Source organism: Streptomyces nidicola (assembly GCF_050106155.1).
Taxonomy (GTDB): Bacteria; Actinomycetota; Actinomycetes; order Streptomycetales; family Streptomycetaceae; genus Streptomyces.
Genome location: NZ_JBNBPI010000001.1, coordinates 4,551,157 through 4,571,216, shown reverse-complemented (window position 1 = coordinate 4,571,216; position 20,060 = coordinate 4,551,157). Strand labels below are relative to the sequence as shown.

Annotated in this window: 13 protein-coding genes and 3 rRNA genes; 7 read left to right on the top strand and 9 right to left on the bottom strand. The window is 67.3% G+C overall.

The features are described 5' to 3' along the window. Positions 1-21 precede the first annotated feature (21 nt). A complete protein-coding gene (locus tag ACOKM3_RS20850; RefSeq protein ID WP_426902532.1) occupies positions 22-1,707 on the top strand; it encodes an ATP-binding SpoIIE family protein phosphatase in 1,686 nt (561 codons plus the stop codon). Between the two features lie 4 nt (positions 1,708-1,711). On the opposite strand, the gene ACOKM3_RS20845 is transcribed toward ACOKM3_RS20850, so the two are convergent. Further along, on the bottom strand, positions 1,712-2,986 hold the full coding sequence (locus tag ACOKM3_RS20845; RefSeq protein WP_426906855.1) for an MFS transporter: 1,275 nt from the start codon (positions 2,984-2,986) through the stop codon (positions 1,712-1,714). 135 nt (positions 2,987-3,121) lie between these two features. Between ACOKM3_RS20845 and ACOKM3_RS20840 the strand changes: the two genes are divergently transcribed. From ACOKM3_RS20840 to rrf, 4 genes are all read left to right on the top strand, one after another. Further along, a complete protein-coding gene (locus tag ACOKM3_RS20840) occupies positions 3,122-3,676 on the top strand; it encodes a MarR family winged helix-turn-helix transcriptional regulator (protein ID WP_426902530.1) in 555 nt (184 codons plus the stop codon). 667 nt (positions 3,677-4,343) lie between these two features. Next, positions 4,344-5,869: ribosomal RNA gene (locus tag ACOKM3_RS20835) — 16S ribosomal RNA — on the top strand. A gap of 303 nt (positions 5,870-6,172) precedes the next feature. After that, positions 6,173-9,296 (top strand): 23S ribosomal RNA (locus ACOKM3_RS20830). A gap of 89 nt (positions 9,297-9,385) precedes the next feature. Beyond that, positions 9,386-9,502 (top strand): 5S ribosomal RNA (rrf, locus tag ACOKM3_RS20825). Together the 16S, 23S and 5S rRNA genes form the textbook arrangement of a ribosomal RNA operon. Positions 9,503-9,567: 65 nt before the next feature. On the opposite strand, the gene ACOKM3_RS20820 is transcribed toward rrf, so the two are convergent. The 4 genes from ACOKM3_RS20820 to ACOKM3_RS20805 are packed head-to-tail and all read right to left on the bottom strand — an operon-like array spanning position 9,568 to position 13,291. Further along, positions 9,568-10,236, bottom strand: a complete 669-nt coding sequence (locus ACOKM3_RS20820) for a response regulator (protein ID WP_426902528.1) — start codon at positions 10,234-10,236, stop codon at positions 9,568-9,570. Beyond that, complete coding sequence (locus tag ACOKM3_RS20815) at positions 10,233-11,516, bottom strand: sensor histidine kinase (RefSeq protein WP_426902526.1); 1,284 nt, start codon at positions 11,514-11,516, stop codon at positions 10,233-10,235. Before ACOKM3_RS20815 ends, ACOKM3_RS20820 begins: the two co-directional genes overlap by 4 nt. A gap of 30 nt (positions 11,517-11,546) precedes the next feature. Continuing rightward, on the bottom strand, positions 11,547-12,332 hold the full coding sequence (locus ACOKM3_RS20810; protein ID WP_426902524.1) for an ABC transporter permease: 786 nt from the start codon (positions 12,330-12,332) through the stop codon (positions 11,547-11,549). Further along, complete coding sequence (locus ACOKM3_RS20805) at positions 12,329-13,291, bottom strand: ATP-binding cassette domain-containing protein (protein WP_426902522.1); 963 nt, start codon at positions 13,289-13,291, stop codon at positions 12,329-12,331. The genes ACOKM3_RS20810 and ACOKM3_RS20805 overlap by 4 nt, the downstream gene beginning before the upstream one ends. Before the next feature lie 105 nt (positions 13,292-13,396). Between ACOKM3_RS20805 and ACOKM3_RS20800 the strand changes: the two genes are divergently transcribed. Beyond that, entirely contained in the window at positions 13,397-13,948 is a 552-nt protein-coding gene (locus ACOKM3_RS20800) for a GNAT family N-acetyltransferase (protein WP_426902520.1), read from the top strand. On the opposite strand, the gene ACOKM3_RS20795 is transcribed toward ACOKM3_RS20800, so the two are convergent. Together ACOKM3_RS20795 and ACOKM3_RS20790 are read right to left on the bottom strand one after the other, a co-directional pair. Next, positions 13,945-14,547, bottom strand: a complete 603-nt coding sequence (locus tag ACOKM3_RS20795; RefSeq protein WP_426902518.1) for an NADPH-dependent FMN reductase — start codon at positions 14,545-14,547, stop codon at positions 13,945-13,947. The genes ACOKM3_RS20800 and ACOKM3_RS20795 overlap by 4 nt on opposite strands. A 17-nt stretch (positions 14,548-14,564) precedes the next feature. After that, complete coding sequence (locus tag ACOKM3_RS20790; protein ID WP_426902516.1) at positions 14,565-16,223, bottom strand: MFS transporter; 1,659 nt, start codon at positions 16,221-16,223, stop codon at positions 14,565-14,567. Between the two features lie 97 nt (positions 16,224-16,320). Between ACOKM3_RS20790 and ACOKM3_RS20785 the strand changes: the two genes are divergently transcribed. Then, positions 16,321-16,971 (top strand): TetR/AcrR family transcriptional regulator, encoded by a 651-nt coding sequence (locus ACOKM3_RS20785; protein WP_426902514.1) that lies wholly within the window; start codon positions 16,321-16,323, stop codon positions 16,969-16,971. Between the two features lie 3 nt (positions 16,972-16,974). Here the strand turns inward: ACOKM3_RS20785 and ACOKM3_RS20780 are convergent, their stop codons facing one another. Next, a complete protein-coding gene (locus ACOKM3_RS20780; protein WP_426906854.1) occupies positions 16,975-18,576 on the bottom strand; it encodes a type IV secretory system conjugative DNA transfer family protein in 1,602 nt (533 codons plus the stop codon). Between the two features lie 17 nt (positions 18,577-18,593). Beyond that, complete coding sequence (locus ACOKM3_RS20775; protein ID WP_426902512.1) at positions 18,594-20,006, bottom strand: ATP-binding protein; 1,413 nt, start codon at positions 20,004-20,006, stop codon at positions 18,594-18,596. Between the last annotated feature and the right edge of the window lie 54 nt (positions 20,007-20,060).

The window sequence follows — 20,060 nt, the reverse complement described above, 5'->3', positions numbered from 1 at the left end:
AACCCACGAGGCTTTTCCCCTGTGAACTTCACGCGCTGGAGCGCCCGGCTCCCCGGAACGCAGCGTCGCGCCGCCGCGCGGGCCGACCACGGCGGTCCCCAGCGGCCCGACCACGGCGGACCCCCGCGGCCCGACGGCGCGGTCCCCGCCGCCCGCGCCGAGCACCTGTCCCAAGAGGCGCCAGGCGAGGAGGGCGGCGTCGACGAGCTGCCCGTACGCGAGGTCCTCGACCGCATCCCCGCCCTCGTCGCCCTGGTGCACGGCCCCGAGCACCGCATCGCGTACGTCAACGACGCCTACGTAGCTGCCTTTGGCGAGCGCACCACCGGCGAGCCCGCCCACGAGGAGCTGCCCGAGCTCGACGAGCTGAGCCTGCTCCCGTTCCTCGACCAGGTGCTGCGCAGCGGCAAGCCCCGCACGGTCAAGTCCCGCAAGACGTCCGGCGGCCGCTCGTACACCGTCACCTGCACCCCGCTGGAGACCGCGGACGGCCCCGGCGTACTGATCTTCGCGGCCGATGTCACGGACCACGCGGAGGCGGCGGAGCGCCTGCGCACCAGCGAGCGCGAACAGCGCGAGACGGCGGTGACGCTCCAACGCTCGCTCCTGCCACAGGAGTTGGAGGAGCCCGACGATCTGCGGATCGCGGCCACCTACCAGCCCGGCGGCACCGAGGCCGCGGTCGGCGGCGACTGGTACGACGTCATCACCCTGGGCGGTGGCCGCACGGCCCTGGTGATCGGCGACGTCATGGGCCGCGGCGTCCGGGCGGCGGCCGTCATGGGCCAGCTCCGCACGGCGGTCCGCGCCTACGCGCGCCTGGACCTGCCCCCGCACGAGGTACTCCAACTACTGGACGGCCTCGCCACGGAGATCGACCCGCACCAGATCGCCACCTGCGTCTACGCCGTCCACGACCCGAACGAGGGCCGCCTCGTCTACGCGTCCGCGGGCCATCTGCCGATCCTCGTACGCGACGAGAACGGCACGATCCACCGCGGCGACGAGCCCACGGGCCCGCCGCTCGGCACCGGCGGCTGGCTGCACGCCTCGGGCTCGGTGCCGCTCGGCGCCGGATCCACCGCCGTCATGTACACCGACGGCCTGGTGGAGCGGCGCGACGAGGACATCGACGAAGGGGTAGCCGCGCTCGAGAACGCCCTGGCGGGCGCGACCGGCACGCCCCAAGTGGTCTGCGACCGTCTGATCCGCGCGGCCGGAGTGACGGCCGATCACGACGACGACGTCGCGGTCCTGGTCCTCCAGCACCCGGCCCGCAAGGGCACCGACGGCGAGCGCTTCCGCAACGCGGCGCTCGAACTGCTCGGCGGCGTGGAGGCGGCCCCACGCGCGCGTGCCTTCGCGTCCGGCGTCCTCACCAGCTGGCGGTTCGCCGACGAACTCCACGACCTGGGCGTCCTCGCGGCCAGCGAACTCGTCGCCAACTCCCTCCAGCACGGCACCCCGCCGATGCGCCTGCGTCTGCGCCGCACGGACCGCCGCCTGATCATCGAGGTGACCGACGGCGACGACCACCTGCCGCGCCGCCGCCGCGCGGAACCGGCGGACGAGGCGGGGCGTGGCATCGCGATCGTCGCCACGATCGCCTCGAACTGGGGCTCGCGGCGCACACCGGACGGCGGCAAGGCGGTGTGGTGCGAGTTCGTGCTCCCACCGGGCAAGGCCCAGGCAGCGCCCCCGGCGTGACGTCTCAGCCGGACGTCGCGGTGGCGGGCTCCGGCGAGCTCTGCATCACCACACGGCTGCCGGCCAGCGACGGCTGGTCCTGCACCGGCGTGAGCCGCTTGCCGAGCCGCAGCGCCAGAACGGTGACGGCCAGCGAGAACAGCACGAACGTCACGATGTAGGGACCGTGCAGCGCGGCCCCCATCGGCCCGCCCACGGCAGGCCCGACCGCCAGCGCGAGCTGCTTCACCAGCGCGAAGGCCGAGTTGTACGAGCCGACCATCCCGGCCGGAGCGAGATCGGCGACCAGCGGTGCCACGGTCGGCGACAGCATCGCCTCACCGAGACCGAACAGCGCGTACGTGGAGATGAACGCGGCGGTCGCCATCGCCTGGCTCCCGTGCCCGATCCCCGCGTACCCGGCGAACAGCCACGCGACGGTCCAGATGAGCCCCACCGTGGCGATCGCCCGCGAGCGCTTGCGGCGCTCGACCAGCTTGAGCACGGCGAACTGGGCGATCACGATCATCGCCGTGTTGGCGGCGAGCGCGATCCCGAGCGTGGACGCCGAGATCCCGGCCGCCTCGACACCGTAGGCACTCAGCCCCGACTCGAACTGCCCGTAGCAGGCGAAGAACAGTACGAACCCGAGCACGCACAGCTGCACCATCGCCCGGTGCCCGAGCAGCGCCCGCATGCCGCCCTTGCCCTCGTCCTTCGGCATGGCCTCACCGAGCGCGGGCGCCTGCGGCATCCGCACGGTCAGCACGATCCCGGCGAGCACCAGGAACATCACGGCCTCGATGGAGAAGAGCAGCAGGAAGCTGTCCGGCCTGGACTCGTCGACGATCTGGCCGCCGATGAGGCCGCCGATGCCGAGCCCCAGGTTCTGAAGGAAGAACTGCGTCGCGAACGAACGCGTGCGCGTCTCCGGCGCGGAGCACCACACGATCATGGTGGCGAGCGCCGGCTGCAGCACCGCCGTCCCGGCACCCAGTACCGCGGCGGCCACGATGGCGGCCGGTTCGTACGTGGCGAACCCGAGCCCGACCGCTCCGACGGACGCCACGACCGAGGCCGCGACGAGCACGGGCAGCGGACCGCGCCGGTCGATCGCGCGACCGGTGAAGGGCAGGACGACCAGGGCGGCCATGGCGAAGGCGGCCAGCACGATCCCCGCCGCACTGGCCCCGAGCCCCCGGACCTCCGCCACGTACACGTAGAGGAACGGAACCGTGAAGCCGATGCCGAACGCGCTCAGCGCGCTGCCCACCTGAATTCGGCGCATCGCGGCGCCCATCGCCCTGGTCACTTTCACCTGCCCTTTCACTGCTTCGGGGCCTTAACCCTGAAGACTTCGAAGCTAAAGTTAGAAGCTAAAGAGTACACACCCAAGGACTTTAACGCCAACCACTCCCGTGCCATACTGCGCGGCATGGCGGACACCCCAGGCGCACCGGCGGCCGAGCCGACGCTCGAAGAGCAGATCGCCGCGTACCAGCGCGAGTTCCAGGCCCTCGACCCCCAGGTCGAGCAGATCGTCTCGGCGCTCGGCAGACTCAACCGCCGCATGAACGTGGCCTACGGACGCCAGACCGCCGAGATAGGGATCAGCAACACCGACTGGGAGGTCCTCAAGGCCCTCGTCCTCTCCGGCGCCCCCTACCGGATGGGCCCCGGCGACCTCGCCAAGCGCCTCGGCCTGACCCCCGCCGCGATGACCCACCGCATCGACCGCATGGTCCAGGAGGGCCTGGTCACCCGCGACCGCGACGAGAACAACCGCGTCCGCGTCATCGTGGAGCTGACCGCGGAGGGCCGCGAGAAGTGGCTGGAGGCGATGCGCCTCGCGTCGGTCTTCGAGGAGGACCTGCTCCAGGACCTCAACCCGAAGGAGCGCAGCGCGCTGGGCGAGGTCCTCACCCGTCTTCTACGTCGCGTGGAAGACGCCCAGCCGGACGCCGGCGGGCGCCTCAACGACCTCAGCTGAAGTCGGCCAGAGGGGAGGGTTGACACGGCCTTCCCCGGTCCGTAAGGTACCTCGGGTTGCCACGGAGCCGTAACGGTTCTTCGGCAGCACATCCGCCGCTCAAGCGGCACCCAATCTCAGCACGATCTCCCAACCGGGATTCTATTCGGCGTGCCCGAATTCAATTCCGAACCCCCGATTCGCTCGGGGACGGGGAATCCGCTAAAGTTTGGAACGTCGGAACGGCCCAACAGCCGCGAAGACGCAGCAACAATCTCCGCTAACGCGGGGGCCTCTGACTGAGAATCAGGCCCGAAAGGATCTGATAGAGTCGGACTCGCCGGAAAGCCGAAAGGCCGGAAAGCGAAGCGGGACCGAGGAAAACGGATCGGAAAACGATCTGATAGAGTCGGAAACGCAAAACAGCAAGACCGAAGGGAAGCGCCCGGAGGAAAGCCCGAGAGGGTGAGTACAAAGGAAGCGTCCGTTCCTTGAGAACTCAACAGCGTGCCAAAAATCAACGCCAGATATGTTGATACCCCGTCTCCAGCATCTGCTGGGGCGAGGTTCCTTTGAAAAGTCCTGCAGGCCTTCGGGTCGGCAGGCGCACAGCGAGGACGCTGTGAACGGTCGGATTATTCCTCCGACTGTTCCGCTCTCGTGGTGTCACCCCGATTACGGGGAAACATTCACGGAGAGTTTGATCCTGGCTCAGGACGAACGCTGGCGGCGTGCTTAACACATGCAAGTCGAACGATGAAGCCCTTCGGGGTGGATTAGTGGCGAACGGGTGAGTAACACGTGGGCAATCTGCCCTTCACTCTGGGACAAGCCTTGGAAACGAGGTCTAATACCGGATAACACTCCCATTCTCCTGGATGGGGGTTAAAAGCTCCGGCGGTGAAGGATGAGCCCGCGGCCTATCAGCTTGTTGGTGAGGTAATGGCTCACCAAGGCGACGACGGGTAGCCGGCCTGAGAGGGCGACCGGCCACACTGGGACTGAGACACGGCCCAGACTCCTACGGGAGGCAGCAGTGGGGAATATTGCACAATGGGCGAAAGCCTGATGCAGCGACGCCGCGTGAGGGATGACGGCCTTCGGGTTGTAAACCTCTTTCAGCAGGGAAGAAGCGAAAGTGACGGTACCTGCAGAAGAAGCGCCGGCTAACTACGTGCCAGCAGCCGCGGTAATACGTAGGGCGCAAGCGTTGTCCGGAATTATTGGGCGTAAAGAGCTCGTAGGCGGCTTGTCACGTCGATTGTGAAAGCTCGGGGCTTAACCCCGAGTCTGCAGTCGATACGGGCTAGCTAGAGTGTGGTAGGGGAGATCGGAATTCCTGGTGTAGCGGTGAAATGCGCAGATATCAGGAGGAACACCGGTGGCGAAGGCGGATCTCTGGGCCATTACTGACGCTGAGGAGCGAAAGCGTGGGGAGCGAACAGGATTAGATACCCTGGTAGTCCACGCCGTAAACGGTGGGCACTAGGTGTGGGCAACATTCCACGTTGTCCGCGCCGCAGCTAACGCATTAAGTGCCCCGCCTGGGGAGTACGGCCGCAAGGCTAAAACTCAAAGGAATTGACGGGGGCCCGCACAAGCAGCGGAGCATGTGGCTTAATTCGACGCAACGCGAAGAACCTTACCAAGGCTTGACATACACCGGAAACGTCCAGAGATGGGCGCCCCCTTGTGGTCGGTGTACAGGTGGTGCATGGCTGTCGTCAGCTCGTGTCGTGAGATGTTGGGTTAAGTCCCGCAACGAGCGCAACCCTTGTTCTGTGTTGCCAGCATGCCCTTCGGGGTGATGGGGACTCACAGGAGACCGCCGGGGTCAACTCGGAGGAAGGTGGGGACGACGTCAAGTCATCATGCCCCTTATGTCTTGGGCTGCACACGTGCTACAATGGCCGATACAATGAGCTGCGATACCGCAAGGTGGAGCGAATCTCAAAAAGTCGGTCTCAGTTCGGATTGGGGTCTGCAACTCGACCCCATGAAGTTGGAGTTGCTAGTAATCGCAGATCAGCATTGCTGCGGTGAATACGTTCCCGGGCCTTGTACACACCGCCCGTCACGTCACGAAAGTCGGTAACACCCGAAGCCGGTGGCCCAACCCCTTGTGGGAGGGAGCTGTCGAAGGTGGGACTGGCGATTGGGACGAAGTCGTAACAAGGTAGCCGTACCGGAAGGTGCGGCTGGATCACCTCCTTTCTAAGGAGCATCTAGGCCGCCAAACGTTGTTTGGTGGTCCAGGGCCATTACGTCGGCAAACGTTCGACGGTGGTTGCTCATGGGTGGAACGTTGATTATTCGGCACGATCGGTTGGCTTCACTAGTACTGCTTCGGCGTGGAATGTGAGAGTGAACAGGTCGGGCCGGGCACGCTGTTGGGTATCTGAAGGTACGGCCGTATGGTCGCCTTCAGTGCCGGCCCCGGTGAAGCGCCAAGGTTCTTGGTGTGTGACGGGTGGTTGGTCGTTGTTTGAGAACTGCACAGTGGACGCGAGCATCTGTGGCCAAGTTTTTAAGGGCGCACGGTGGATGCCTTGGCACCAGGAACCGATGAAGGACGTGGGAGGCCACGATAGTCCCCGGGGAGTCGTCAACCAGGCTTTGATCCGGGGGTTTCCGAATGGGGAAACCCGGCAGTCGTCATGGGCTGTCACCCGCTGCTGAATATATAGGCAGTGTGGAGGGAACGCGGGGAAGTGAAACATCTCAGTACCCGCAGGAAGAGAAAACAACCGTGATTCCGGGAGTAGTGGCGAGCGAAACTGGATGAGGCCAAACCGTATACGTGTGAGACCCGGCAGGGGTTGCGTGTACGGGGTTGTGGGATCTCTCTTGACCAATCTGCCGGTTGGTCGACGAGTAAGAAACCGTTGATGTAGGCGAAGGACATGCGAAAGGTCCGGCGTAGAGGGTAAGACCCCCGTAGTCGAAACATTAGCGGCTCGTTTGAGAGACACCCAAGTAGCACGGGGCCCGAGAAATCCTGTGTGAATCTGGCGGGACCACCCGTTAAGCCTAAATATTCCCTGGTGACCGATAGCGGATAGTACCGTGAGGGAATGGTGAAAAGTACCGCGGGAGCGGAGTGAAATAGTACCTGAAACCGTGTGCCTACAAGCCGTGGGAGCGTCGCGCATTGAGTTTACTCAATGCGTCGTGACTGCGTGCCTTTTGAAGAATGAGCCTGCGAGTTTGCGGTGTGTTGCGAGGTTAACCCGTGTGGGGAAGCCGTAGCGAAAGCGAGTCCGAATAGGGCGACATAGTAGCGCGCTCAAGACCCGAAGCGGAGTGATCTAGCCATGGGCAGGTTGAAGCGGAGGTAAGACTTCGTGGAGGACCGAACCCACCAGGGTTGAAAACCTGGGGGATGACCTGTGGTTAGGGGTGAAAGGCCAATCAAACTCCGTGATAGCTGGTTCTCCCCGAAATGCATTTAGGTGCAGCGTCGTGTGTTTCTTGCCGGAGGTAGAGCACTGGATAGGCGATGGGCCCTACCGGGTTACTGACCTTAGCCAAACTCCGAATGCCGGTAAGTGAGAGCACGGCAGTGAGACTGTGGGGGATAAGCTCCATGGTCGAGAGGGAAACAGCCCAGAGCATCGACTAAGGCCCCTAAGCGTACGCTAAGTGGGAAAGGATGTGGAGTCGCAGAGACAACCAGGAGGTTGGCTTAGAAGCAGCCACCCTTGAAAGAGTGCGTAATAGCTCACTGGTCAAGTGATTCCGCGCCGACAATGTAGCGGGGCTCAAGCGTACCGCCGAAGTCGTGTCATTCATACACATAGGGCCAACGCCTGTATGGATGGGTAGGGGAGCGTCGTGTGCCGGGTGAAGCAGCACCGGAAGGTAGTTGTGGACGGTTCACGAGTGAGAATGCAGGCATGAGTAGCGATACACACGTGAGAAACGTGTGCGCCGATTGACTAAGGGTTCCTGGGTCAAGCTGATCTGCCCAGGGTAAGTCGGGACCTAAGGCGAGGCCGACAGGCGTAGTCGATGGATAACCGGTTGATATTCCGGTACCCGCTGTGAAGCGAAAGACATCGAATCCAGTGATGCTAAGGCCGTGAAGCCGTTCCGGACCCTTCGGGGAATGGAAAGTGGTGGAGCCGCCGGCCCAAGCTGGTAGTAGGTGAGCGATGGGGTGACGCAGGAAGGTAGTCCAGCCCGGGCGATGGTAGTCCCGGGGTAAGGGTGTAGGCCGTGCGGTAGGTAAATCCGTCGCACACAAGGCTGAGACCTGATGCCGAGCCGATTGTGGTGAAGTGGATGATCCTATGCTGTCGAGAAAAGCCTCTAGCGAGTTTCATGGCGGCCCGTACCCTAAACCGACTCAGGTGGTCAGGTAGAGAATACCGAGGCGTTCGGGTGAACTATGGTTAAGGAACTCGGCAAAATGCCCCCGTAACTTCGGGAGAAGGGGGGCCATCACTGGTGATGAGTCTTGCACTCTGAGCTGGGGGTGGCCGCAGAGACCAGCGAGAAGCGACTGTTTACTAAAAACACAGGTCCGTGCGAAGCCGTAAGGCGATGTATACGGACTGACGCCTGCCCGGTGCTGGAACGTTAAGGGGACCGGTTAGTCACATTTCGGTGTGGCGAAGCTGAGAACTTAAGCGCCAGTAAACGGCGGTGGTAACTATAACCATCCTAAGGTAGCGAAATTCCTTGTCGGGTAAGTTCCGACCTGCACGAATGGCGTAACGACTTCTCGACTGTCTCAACCATAGGCCCGGTGAAATTGCACTACGAGTAAAGATGCTCGTTTCGCGCAGAAGGACGGAAAGACCCCGGGACCTTTACTACAGTTTGATATTGGTGTTCGGTTCGGCTTGTGTAGGATAGGTGGGAGACTTTGAAGCGGCCACGCCAGTGGTTGTGGAGTCGTCGTTGAAATACCACTCTGGTCGTGCTGGATGTCTAACCTGGGTCCGTGATCCGGATCAGGGACAGTGTCTGATGGGTAGTTTAACTGGGGCGGTTGCCTCCCAAAGAGTAACGGAGGCGCCCAAAGGTTCCCTCAGCCTGGTTGGTAATCAGGTGTTGAGTGTAAGTGCACAAGGGAGCTTGACTGTGAGACCGACGGGTCGAGCAGGGACGAAAGTCGGGACTAGTGATCCGGCGGTGGCTTGTGGAAGCGCCGTCGCTCAACGGATAAAAGGTACCCCGGGGATAACAGGCTGATCTTCCCCAAGAGTCCATATCGACGGGATGGTTTGGCACCTCGATGTCGGCTCGTCGCATCCTGGGGCTGGAGTCGGTCCCAAGGGTTGGGCTGTTCGCCCATTAAAGCGGTACGCGAGCTGGGTTTAGAACGTCGTGAGACAGTTCGGTCCCTATCCTCTGTGCGCGTAGGAATATTGAGAAGGGCTGTCCCTAGTACGAGAGGACCGGGACGGACGAACCTCTGGTGTGCCAGTTGTCCTGCCAAGGGCATGGCTGGTTGGCTACGTTCGGAAAGGATAACCGCTGAAAGCATCTAAGCGGGAAGCCTGCTTCGAGATGAGTATTCCCACCCCCTTTGAGGGGTTAAGGCTCCCAGTAGACGACTGGGTTGATAGGCCGGATCTGGAAGCACCGTAAGGTGTGGAGGTGACCGGTACTAATAGGCCGAGGGCTTGTCCTCAGTTGCTCGCGTCCACTGTGTTGGTTCTGAAACCACGAACAACCGTCGAAGCCGATTGGCTACGGCTCCGGTTGACAGTTTCATAGTGTTTCGGTGGTCATAGCGTGAGGGAAACGCCCGGTTACATTCCGAACCCGGAAGCTAAGCCTCACAGCGCCGATGGTACTGCAGGGGGGACCCTGTGGGAGAGTAGGACGCCGCCGAACTATTTTTAGAGAAAAGCCCCGGACCGGGATACGGTCCGGGGCTTTTCTGCGTTTCAGGAGCGTTTTCAGGCCGGCTCCACAAGTTTCGCGTCGTACGCCACGATCACCGCCTGCACTCTGTCCCGCACCCCCGTTTTCGCGAGGATGCGGGAGACATGGGTCTTCACCGTCGATTCGGCGAGGTGCAGGCGTTCGGCGATCTCGGCGTTGCTCCAGCCCTGGGCGATGACCGTGAGGATCTCGCGTTCGCGGTCCGTGAGGGAGGCGATGCGTGGATCGGCGGCCGGGGCAGTGCCCGCGGCCGCCGGGAGATGGTGGACGTACGCGTCGAGGAGGCGGCGGGTGAGGCTGGGGGCGACGATCGCGTCGCCGGCGGCCACCGCGCGGATGCCTGCCAGGAGTTCCTCGGGGAGCGCGTCCTTGATGAGGAAGCCGGAAGCGCCCGCGCGCAGGCCCGCGTACGCGTACTCGTCCATGTCGAATGTCGTGAGGATGAGGATGCGCGGGCCCTCGGGGTCCGAGGCGATGATGCGGCGCGTGGCCTCGATGCCGTCCATGCCGGGCATGCGGATGTCCATCAGGACCACATCGGGGGTGAGCTCGGCCGCGAGGCGGACCGCCTCCGTGCCCGTGCCGGCCTCGCCCGCGACCCGTAGGTCGTCCTGGCTCTCCAGGAGCATGCGGAAGCCGAAGCGCTGCATGGGCTGGTCGTCGACGATGAGGACGGTGGTCACGCAGTGGGCCCTTCCGGGATCGGGATGCGGAGGTGTACCCGCCAGCCTCCGGCCGGTCGTGGTCCGGCCTCAAGTGTGCCTCGGTAGAGGGCCGTTCGCTCTCTCATACCGGCGATGCCGCGGCCGACCCCGCGGTCGTCGGTGCGGGGGCTGTCCATGGGGGCGCCGCGGCCGGTGTCCGTGACGGTCACGGTCACCGCGTCGGTCGCGTACGAGACGAGCAGTTCGGAGGTCGCCGAAGGGCCGCCGTGCTTCAGGGTGTTGGTGAGGGCCTCCTGGACCACTCGGTACACCGTGAGTTCCAGGCCCGCCGGCAGCGGTATCGGTTCACCCTCGACCTTCTTGAGGACCGGGAGCCCTGCCGAACGTACGCCTTCGATCAGGGAGTCGAGGTCGTCGAGCGCGGGTGCCGGGGTCAGCTCCGCCGTGGGTGAGGGGGCTTCCTCGCCCAGTACGTCGAGGAGGCGGCGGAGTTCCGTCAGGGCGTGGCGGCTGGTGGTGGCGATGGCGGTGAGGGCCTGGCCCGCGCGTTCCGGGTTGCGGGCGGCAGCGTAGGAACCGCCGTCGGCGAGGCCGGTGATGACGGAGAGGTTGTGGCCGATGATGTCGTGCATCTCGCGGGCGATGCGGGCGCGTTCGGAGGCGGCCGCGAGCTGGGACTGCTGGTCGCGTTCGACTTCGAGCCGGCGGGCCCGTTCGACCAGGGCCTGGGTGTAGTCCTGGCGGGAGCGGACGGCGATGCCCGCGAGCGCGACCAGCGCGAAGCTCCAGAGCTGCGGCACGATCAGCTGGTCCCAGCTGCCCGCCGGGTAGCGGATGAAGGTGGCCGTCATGGGCACCGTGGTCAGCACGGCTGCCCGGCCGAGGGTCTTCAGGGGCAGCCGCAGCGCGATGTTGAACACCACGACGAACTGGATGAGAGCGGCCTGCAGCCAGGCGCCCGTCCAGTTGTTGACGAGGCTGACCACCGCCATCGCCGTGAGGGCCGCGAGCGGGTGGCGGCGGCGCCACAGCACCGGCACGGACAGGCCCAGGCTCATCAGGAGGACCAGCCACTCGGGCGCCCCGGGATCGGCCGCGGTGTTGCGCCAGCCGCCGGTCCCGTCGGCGAGGGCCGCGCTCACGAAGAACGCCGTCACCAGCACGTCCCAGACCAGCGGGCGGCGCCGGTCGAAGGCGCGCACCCGCTCGGTGATCCGCTGTGCGTACCCGGTGAGCGGTTGGGGTTCGCGGGGCTGCTCGTGATCCGTCACCTGGTCATCATCCTCGTACGTCCTCATCCTCGTACGTTCCTCGATGTACCGCGGGGTTCAGACGTCGCGGCGCTTGAGGAGGAGGGCCGTGGTGACCAGGGCCGCCGCCGCCCACAGGCAGAGGCTGAGCAGGGCCGCCGCCGGGGAGACGGCGTCACCGGTCTGTGTGATCGAGCCGAGGGACTCGGACGCCTTGGTGGGGAAGAAGCGCAGGGCGTCCTGGACGAAGTCCGCCGAGATCATGGCGAGCACTTCCGGCAGGATCAGGACGAGGCCGACGAAGGCTCCGATGCCCGCCGGGACCGAGCGCAGCAGTGCGCCGAGGCCGAGGGCGACCAGGCTCAGCAGGGTGACGGCCGCCGCGTTGCCCGCGAGGGCGCCGAGGACGCCGGAGTCGGCGAGGGAGAGCGCCTTGTCGGTGTCGGAGAGCCAGATCTGGGCCAGCAGGAAGGTGACGATGTTCGTCACGAAGGTGAGGGTGAAGGCGAGCGTCGCGAAGACCGTGGCCTTGGACCACAGCACGGGCAGGCGGCGCGGCACCGCCGTGAGCGAGGCGCGGATCATGCCCGTCGAGTACTCGCCGGCGGTGACCAGGATGCCGAGCACGGCGACGCAGATCTGGGAGAGCTGGGTGCCGAGGAGGACGAAGGTGACCGTGTCGATCTCCGAGTCGTCGCCGTCGTAGGTGGCGCCCATCGTGATGCCGACGGCGATCACCAGGGCGCAGGCGACCGCGAGGGTGACCCAAGTGGAGCGCAGCGTACGGAGTTTGTGCCATTCAGAGTGCAGGACGCGGCGCGGGGTCACCGCGTACGTGGCAGGGGGTGTGGTCGTCGTCGTCATCGTGCTGCTCCTGTCAGGGCCGTGGCCGTCGTGCCCGTCGTCGCCTGGTACTCGACGGCGTCGTGGGTGAGGTCCATGAAGGCCTGCTCCAACGAAGCCGTCTTCGGGGTGAGTTCGTAGAGGGGGAGGCCGCTCGCGGCGGCGATCCTGCCGATGTCGGGGGCGTCGAGGCCCCGTACGTGGAGGGTGTCGGGCGTCTCGCCTGCCGGGAGGTCGATGGCGATGTCGGCGGAGTTCAGGAGGGCGCGCAGGCGATCCGCCTCTGGCGTCACCACCTTCACGTAGGCCGCTCCTGACTCACGTACGAGATCGGTGACCGTCGTGTCCGCGAGGAGGCGGCCGCGGCCGATCACGACCAGGTGCTCGGCGGTCAGCGCCATCTCCGACATGAGGTGGGAGGAGACCAGGACCGTACGGCCTTGCTGGGCAAGGGACTTGAGGAGGGTGCGGATCCAGAGGACGCCCTCGGGGTCGAGGCCGTTGACCGGTTCGTCGAGGATGATCGTGGCGGGGTCGCCGAGGAGCGCCGCCGCGATGCCGAGGCGCTGGCCCATGCCGAGGGAGAAGCCCTTGACCCGCTTGTCCGCCACCTCGGTGAGGCCCGCGAGGTCGAGGACCGTCTCGACGCGGGAGCGCGGGATGCCGTGCGTGAGGGCGAGCGACGTGAGGTGGTGGAAGGCGGTGCGGCCGGGGTGCACGGCCTTCGCCTCCAGGAGCGCGCCGACCTCGGTGAGCGGGGCCGGGTGGGTGGCGTAGGCACGGCCGCCGATCGTGGCGCGGCCCGCGGTCGGGGTGTCGAGGCCGAGCAGCATGCGCATGGTCGTGGACTTGCCCGCGCCGTTGGGGCCGAGGAAGCCGGTGACCGTGCCGGGCTCGACCGTGAAGGTGAGGTCCTGGACGACTGTCTTTCCGGACTTGCCGCCGTAGCGTTTTGTGAGGCCGTGGGCTCGGATCGTCATGTGAGTACGGTGCCGTGGGCGGGGCCGTGCGGGCGTCGGACCGGGGCATCGAGCTGCGGAAATGCCGTAGTACCCGGGTACTACGCGCCCTTAGGGTGCGGATGTATGGACTACGTGATCAGACCCGTGCTGGCCGACGAGTGGCGTGCGGCGAGGGAGCTGCGGCTCGCGGCGCTGCGGGATCCGGCGGCACCCCTCGCGTATTTGGAGACGTACGAGGACGCGCTGGCGCAGCCGGACGAGTTCTGGCGGGGGCGGGTCGAGCGGGCCGCGCACGGGACGACGGCGCTGCAGTTCGTCGCCGAGGCCGATGGTGCGGGCGGGCGCTGGGACGGCAGCGTGGTGGTGCTCGTGGAGGAGGCGGGTGCCTCGGACTTCTTCGGTGAGGCCGTCGAGCGGCGGCAGGCGCAGCTCGTCGCGGTGTACGTGCGGCCGGAGGCGCGGGGGAGCGGGGTGGCGGAGGCGCTGTTCTCCGCGGCCGTGGAGTGGGCTTTCGGTCTTGAGGGCGTCACGCGGGTGCGGCTGTACGTCCATGAGGACAACCGGCGGGCCGAGGGGTTCTACCGGAAGTTCGGCTTCGTCCACACGGGAGGGGCCGTCCCGAATCCGGGCGACCCCTCCAAGCGTGATCGTGAGATGGAGCTCAAGCGGCTTTAGCCGTACGGGTGTTCCGCGCGGGCCGTGCGCAGGGCGTGGGCCCACCAGGCCAGCTGGTCGAGCATGACCTTCGCGGCGCCGGCCGCGCCCTCTTCGTCGTGGGCCGGCCCTTCCTCGGCGAAGAGGCCGTCGTGGGCTCCGTGGAAGCTGACGCCGTCGCGGATCGTCGCGCAGTGCAACTCGGCGAAGACCAGGCGGAGTTGTTCCACGGCGCGGAGGCCGCCGCCCACGCCGCCGTACGAGACGAAGCCGACGGGCTTGGCCTTCCACTCGTCGCGGTGCAGGTCGATGAAGTGCTTCAGGTGGGCCGGGAAGCTGTGGTTGTACTCGGGGGTGATCACGACGTAGGCGTCGGCGGCGTTCACGCGGGAGGCCAAGTCGGCCTGGGCCGGGGTGGGTTCGTGGCCCCAGCCGGGGTGGTTTCCGGGGAGGTCCAGGTCGGTCAGGTCGATGACGTCGAAGTGGGTTTCGGGGGTGTGGCGTTCGGCCTGGGTCGTGAACCAGGCGCTGACGGTGGGGGCGAGGCGGCCGGTGCGGGTGGACCCGACGACAATCGCTACGCGGAGGGGGCGGGTGGGCGTGGTTGTGGTCGTGGTCATGGTGCGGTCCTCCGTGGTTATCGGGTTGACTCGGTGTGCGTGGTCGTTTCGTTGCGCTCAGCCGGGGGCTGTGCCCACCCTTCCCCAAGCTCTCGGCTTCGCTCGAGCAGGGGAGACCCCATTCGCCGTGCGGGACGCCTGCCCACAGCGGGGGCGGAGTGGCTGTCCGCAGCGGGGGCGGGCGGGCTGCCCGCGGTGGGGGTGGTGTGTGTGCCCACAGCGGGGTGCAGAAGCCGGTTCACGGTGAGGGCCAGGGCTGTCATCAGGGCCGTTATCAACCAGAGCGTCACTCGCCAGGCCTCCGTGAATTCCTCGGCGTGGCCGCCCGTGCCCGACGTGATTTTTGCCGCCAGGGCAGGTGAGCCCACCCGGGGGTCGAGGGCCGCGAGGAGGAGGGCGCCGAAGACCGTGAGCATGATGGCGCCCGTGCCGCCGCGGACCGTGTTGAGGAAGCCGGAGGCCATGCCGACCTCGGACGGGGCGACCATCGACATGGCCTGGGCGTCGATGATGCCGATGGAGAGGCCCTGGCCGGCGCCGATGGTGAGCAGGGGGCCCGCCAGCGATGTCACCGGGATGCCGGGGTGGAGTGTGGTGAGCCATGCGTTGCCCGCCGCCAGCAGGAGCAGGGACAGGACCAGGATGTGGCGGGCCCGCACGCCCCGGTTGACCAGGCGCGCGCCGAGCGGGGGCAGGGCCAGGATCGGCACCGTCATCAGCAGCAGCGTGAGGCCGGCCGCGCGGGCCGTCGTGCCGTTCGCGCCCTGGAGGTAGGTCGGCAGGTAGGTGAGGACGCCGGTGGTGCCCGCGCCGAGCCCGAAGGAGCCGACCGCCCAGCCGAGGAACGCGGGGTTGCGGGCGAGCCGCAGGTCGAGGATCGGGCGGCCTTCGCCGGTGCGGACGAGGCGGCGTTCGACGCGTACGAAGGTGAGGAGGAGGGCGAGGGACAGGGCCGCGGGGATGAGCGTCGGGGGCGCCGTCCAGCCGGACTTGGAGCCCTGCGTGATCGCGTAGAGGGCCAGGGCGAGGCCGGCGATGAAGGTGGCCGCGCCCGCCTTGTCGACGCGCGGGCCGGTGTCCGCCCGGGACTCCGGCATCAGGCGGGTACCGACGACGATGACCGTGCCCACGGCGACGTACGACAGGAAGGTGGCGCGCCAGCCGACCGCGTCCACGAGCCAGCCGGAGAACGTCGGGCCGAAGGCGAGGCCGAGGCCCGCCGTGGTGCCGAGGGAGGCGAAGACGCGGGTGCGGGCGGGGCCCGTGAACGTCGCGGCGAGCAGCGAGCTGCCGCTGGCCATCACGCCCGCGGCGCCGATGCCGGACAGGATCCGGGCCGCGTCGAGGAGCAGGATGCTCTGGGCGAGGGCCGAGGCGAGGGTGCCCGCCGTGTAGAGCGCGGCGCCCGCCGTGAGGATCCGGCGGCGGCCGTACAGGTCGCCGAGCGAGCCCGCGACCAGCATGAACGAGGACGCGGCGAGGAAGTAGCCGACGACCACCCACTGGAGCGCGGCGCCCGTGGCGTCGAGGTCGGCGCCGATGCGCGGGAGCGCGACCGTGGTGCCGGACATGGCCATCGGCAGGGTGAGCATGCCGAGGAGGACGACGAGGAGAGTGAACGTGGAGCGGCTGCCGCCGACTTCGCGGGCCGCCGAAGCCTGGGGTTCGGTTGCCATGCCGGTAAAGTACAACCGTGGTTGTAAGAAGTGCAACCGTCGTTGTACCTAGGTCTCTGTGCCTAGGCTGGGCGTGGACGGCGGAGGACGGAGTGGCATGGCACAGGAGTCGGGCGGGCGGGCGCCGCGGAAGGGCACCGTCGAGAAGCGGCAGGCGCTGATGCGCGGGGCGCGGACGGTCTTCGGCCGCGAGGGGTACGCGCGCGCGGGCATCGACGAGATCGCCGCCGAGGCGGGCGTCTCCACGCGCACGCTCTACAACCACTTCGGTGGCAAGGAGAACCTCTTCCGTGAGGTTCTGATCGACAGTGCCAAGAATGTGACTGCTGCTCATGTCGCACTGATCGAGCGGCATTTGGGCAAGGTCATGGACGTGGAGGAGGATCTGCTCGCGCTCGCGCGGGAGTGGATGGGGCGGCGCGGCGACCACGAGCCGCACATGCTTCTCGTACGGCACATCATCTCGGAGGGCGCGCATCTGCCCGCCGACGTCATCGAGGAGTGGCAGCGGATCGGGCCGCGGGCGACGGCGGACGCGGTGCGCGCGGCGCTGCTCCGGCTCGGCGAGCAGGGGTGTCTGGCGGTCGACGAGGCCAACTCCGCGGAGGCCGGGCGGCACTTCCTGCTGCTGATCCCCGGGTCGGTCACGGTGGACACGTTCTTCGGGGTGGTGCCGATGTCCGACGCCGAGGTCGACGCCCGGGTGTCCAGCGGGCTCGCGGTGTTCCTGAAGCTGTACGGCCGGTAGGCCTCAGTTCAGGGGGAGTTCCGCGTCCGGCCAGCGGGTGCGGCCCTGTTCCCTGGACCGGAGCAGGGCCAGGGTGACCAGACCCCGGTCCGCTCCGGTGGCCAGCAGCTCCGGCAGTTGGGGAAGCGGAGCCACCGCCGCGACGTCGTCGAGGACGAGCGTCATTGGTGGGTCGAGCCGGCCGGCGGGTGACCGTGCGGCCACGCGGCGGCCGTGCTCGACCACGCTCGAGGCGAGGGCCGTGAGCAGGGGCATCGCACCGGGCTGCCCCTTCGGGTCCTCGATGGGTTCACCGACCACATAAAGCGTGCCCCCTTCGTTCACGAAGGAATCCAGAGTGAGCGCATCCGTTCGGTTGGGCGTGCAGGCCTCGCGGATGTGCACCGAGAAGAGGGAGGACAGTGCGCGTGCGGTCAACTCCTGTGCCATGTCGCGGCGTTCGGGGTGCGAGGTGAGGGCCGCCTCGAGTTCGCCCGCGGTGCCGGCGGCCGCCTTCGGGTTCGTACGGAGGATGCGTACGGCGTCCTGGACCTGGGTGCCCTGGGCCCAGCGGTGGACGTGGCGAAACGGTTTGCCGTCGACGGCGGCGGCGTGCAGGTAGCTGCGCAGCAGGGTGGTGGCGGCTTCGGCGAGGGCCGAGTCCAGTTTGGCCGTGGGCCTTATCGGGGCGAGCAGGGCGGTGGCGCGGGCCGCGGCGGTCTCCTTGTCGGTGCAGCCGGCGGCCGGGTTCCAGTGCATGCGGGCGGGGGTGTCGCAGCGGTGGGTGGGGTCGTAGAGGAGGACGGGGCCGAGTTTGGCGCGGGCGTCCTTGGTTTCCGCCCAGACGTCGGCGGACGACGTGATCACGAGGGCCGGGCCCTCGGCGTCCTGGATGGCCTCTATGGCGAGGGGGTGGCGGGCGGCCGGGGGGCCGAGGTGGATGGGTCCGCGTTGGGCCGGTACGGGTGTGGGTGCGGGAGGCGTGGTTGACGTCTCGGGGCTCTGCCCCGGGCCCCGCGCCTCAAACGCCGGCGGGGCTGAAATGTCGGGGCTCCGCCCCGGATCCCGCGCCTCAATCGCCGGCGGGGCTGAAATGTCGGGGCTCTGCCCCGGACCCCGCGCCTCAATCGCCGGCGGGGCTGAAAGATCGGGGCTCCACCCCGGACCCCGCGCCTCAAACGCCGGCGGGGCCTGATTTGCCGGCGCCGCTTGGTTGGCCTGGGTGCGACGCTTCTTCCGGACCGCGCGCCACCGCGCCACCGTTCCCGCCACGAACACCGTCAGGACCACCAGGATCATCAGCTGGCCGATGAACAGGCCCCAGAAGAGGCCGTAGCCGGAGAGTTCGGTGGCGGGGGTGGCGGGCCAGGCGCCGGGGATGTCGTGCGGGCGGGCGATCAAGGAGCGCATGGCGAGCGGCGTGTTCGCGAAGGTCACGGCCGTCGGCCACGCGCCCTTCGTGAAGAGGCCCGCGAGGCCCGTCGCCGTCCACGCCAGGATCGTCATGCCCAGGAGGAACGCCAGGACCCCGACCAACAGCCCGTCGGGCACACCGCCCCGGCCGCGCCCCTCCCGGTCGTCCCGGTGGTAGTCCCGCTCCATCCGGCGCCCCCGCTCGTCCCGCATTCCTGTCATGCCACCGTTCACGCCACCGTCGACTCGGAGCCGCCCAGGCGCTGCTCCACGAACGCGGCCGCCCGTTCCTCGGCCTCCAGCTCGGCCGCCTCCAGGGCATCGTCCACGAACTGCTCGGCGGACGATTCCGTCATGGCGCGGTCGGTGAACACCAGTGGGCGTTCGGTCTCGGTGACCAGGTGTTTGACCACCTGCACGTTGCCGTTGACGTCCCATACGGCGATGCCGGGGGAGAGCGTCGGGATGATCTCCACCGCCCAGCGGGGCAGGCCGAGGACCCGGCCCGTGGCCCGTGCCTCGTCCGCTTTCTGGGCGTAGATCGTTCTCGTGGAGGCCATCTTGAGGATCGCCGCCGCTTCCTTGGCGGCCGCGCCGTCGACCACGTCGCTCAGGTGGTGGACGACCGCCACGAAGGACAGGCCGAGGCGGCGGCCGAACTTCAGCAGCCGCTGGAAGAGCTGGGCCACGAAGGGGCTGTTGATGATGTGCCAGGCCTCCTCGACCAGGAAGATGCGCTTCTTCCGGTCGGGGCGGATCCACGTGTGCTCCAGCCACACGCCCACGATCGCCATCAGGATCGGCATCGCGATCGAGTTCCGGTCGATGTGGGACAGGTCGAAGACGATCAGCGGGGCGTCGAGGTCGATGCCGACCGTCGTCGGCCCGTCGAACATGCCGCGCAGGTCGCCGTCGACGAGCCGGTCGATGACGAGCGCCACGTCGAGACCCCAGGCCCGGACGTCCTCAAGGGCCACGTTCATGGCCTCCGCCGACTCCGGCTCCGGGTGGCGGAGCTGCTCGACGATGTCGGGCAGGACCGGCTGCCGGTCGACGATCGTCTCGTTCACGTACGCGTGCGCGACCTTCAGCGCGAAGCCGGAGCGCTCGTCGAGGCCGTGCCCGAGCGCGACCTCGATGATGGTGCGCAGCAGCGCCAGCTGGCCTGTCGTGGTGATCGCCGGGTCCAGCGGGTTGAGCCGGATGCCCATGTCCAGGGCGGCCGTCGGGTCGAGCCGGATGGGAGTTATGCCCAGCTCCTCGGCGATGAGGTTCCACTCGCCGACGCCGTCCTCGCCCTGTGCGTCGAGGACCACGACCTGGCGGTCCTTGAACCTCAACTGCCGCAGTACGTACGTCTTCTCCAGCGCCGACTTGCCGTTGCCGGACTCGCCGAGGACGAGCCAGTGGGGGGCCGGGAGCTGCTGACCGTAGAGCTGGAAGGGGTCGTAGATGTAGCCCTTGCCGGAGTACACCTCGCGGCCGATGATCACGCCGGAGTCGCCGAGGCCGGGCGCGGCCGTCGGCAGATAGACGGCCTGCGCCTGCCCCGTCGACGTACGCACCGGAAGCCGGGTCGTCTCCACCTTCCCGAACAGGAACGCGGTGAAGGCATCGGTGAGAGCGGTCAGCGGATCCCGCATAGTGCAGCGCCTACCTTCCGGCCGTGTCGGCGGACATCAGGAACATCGGGATCG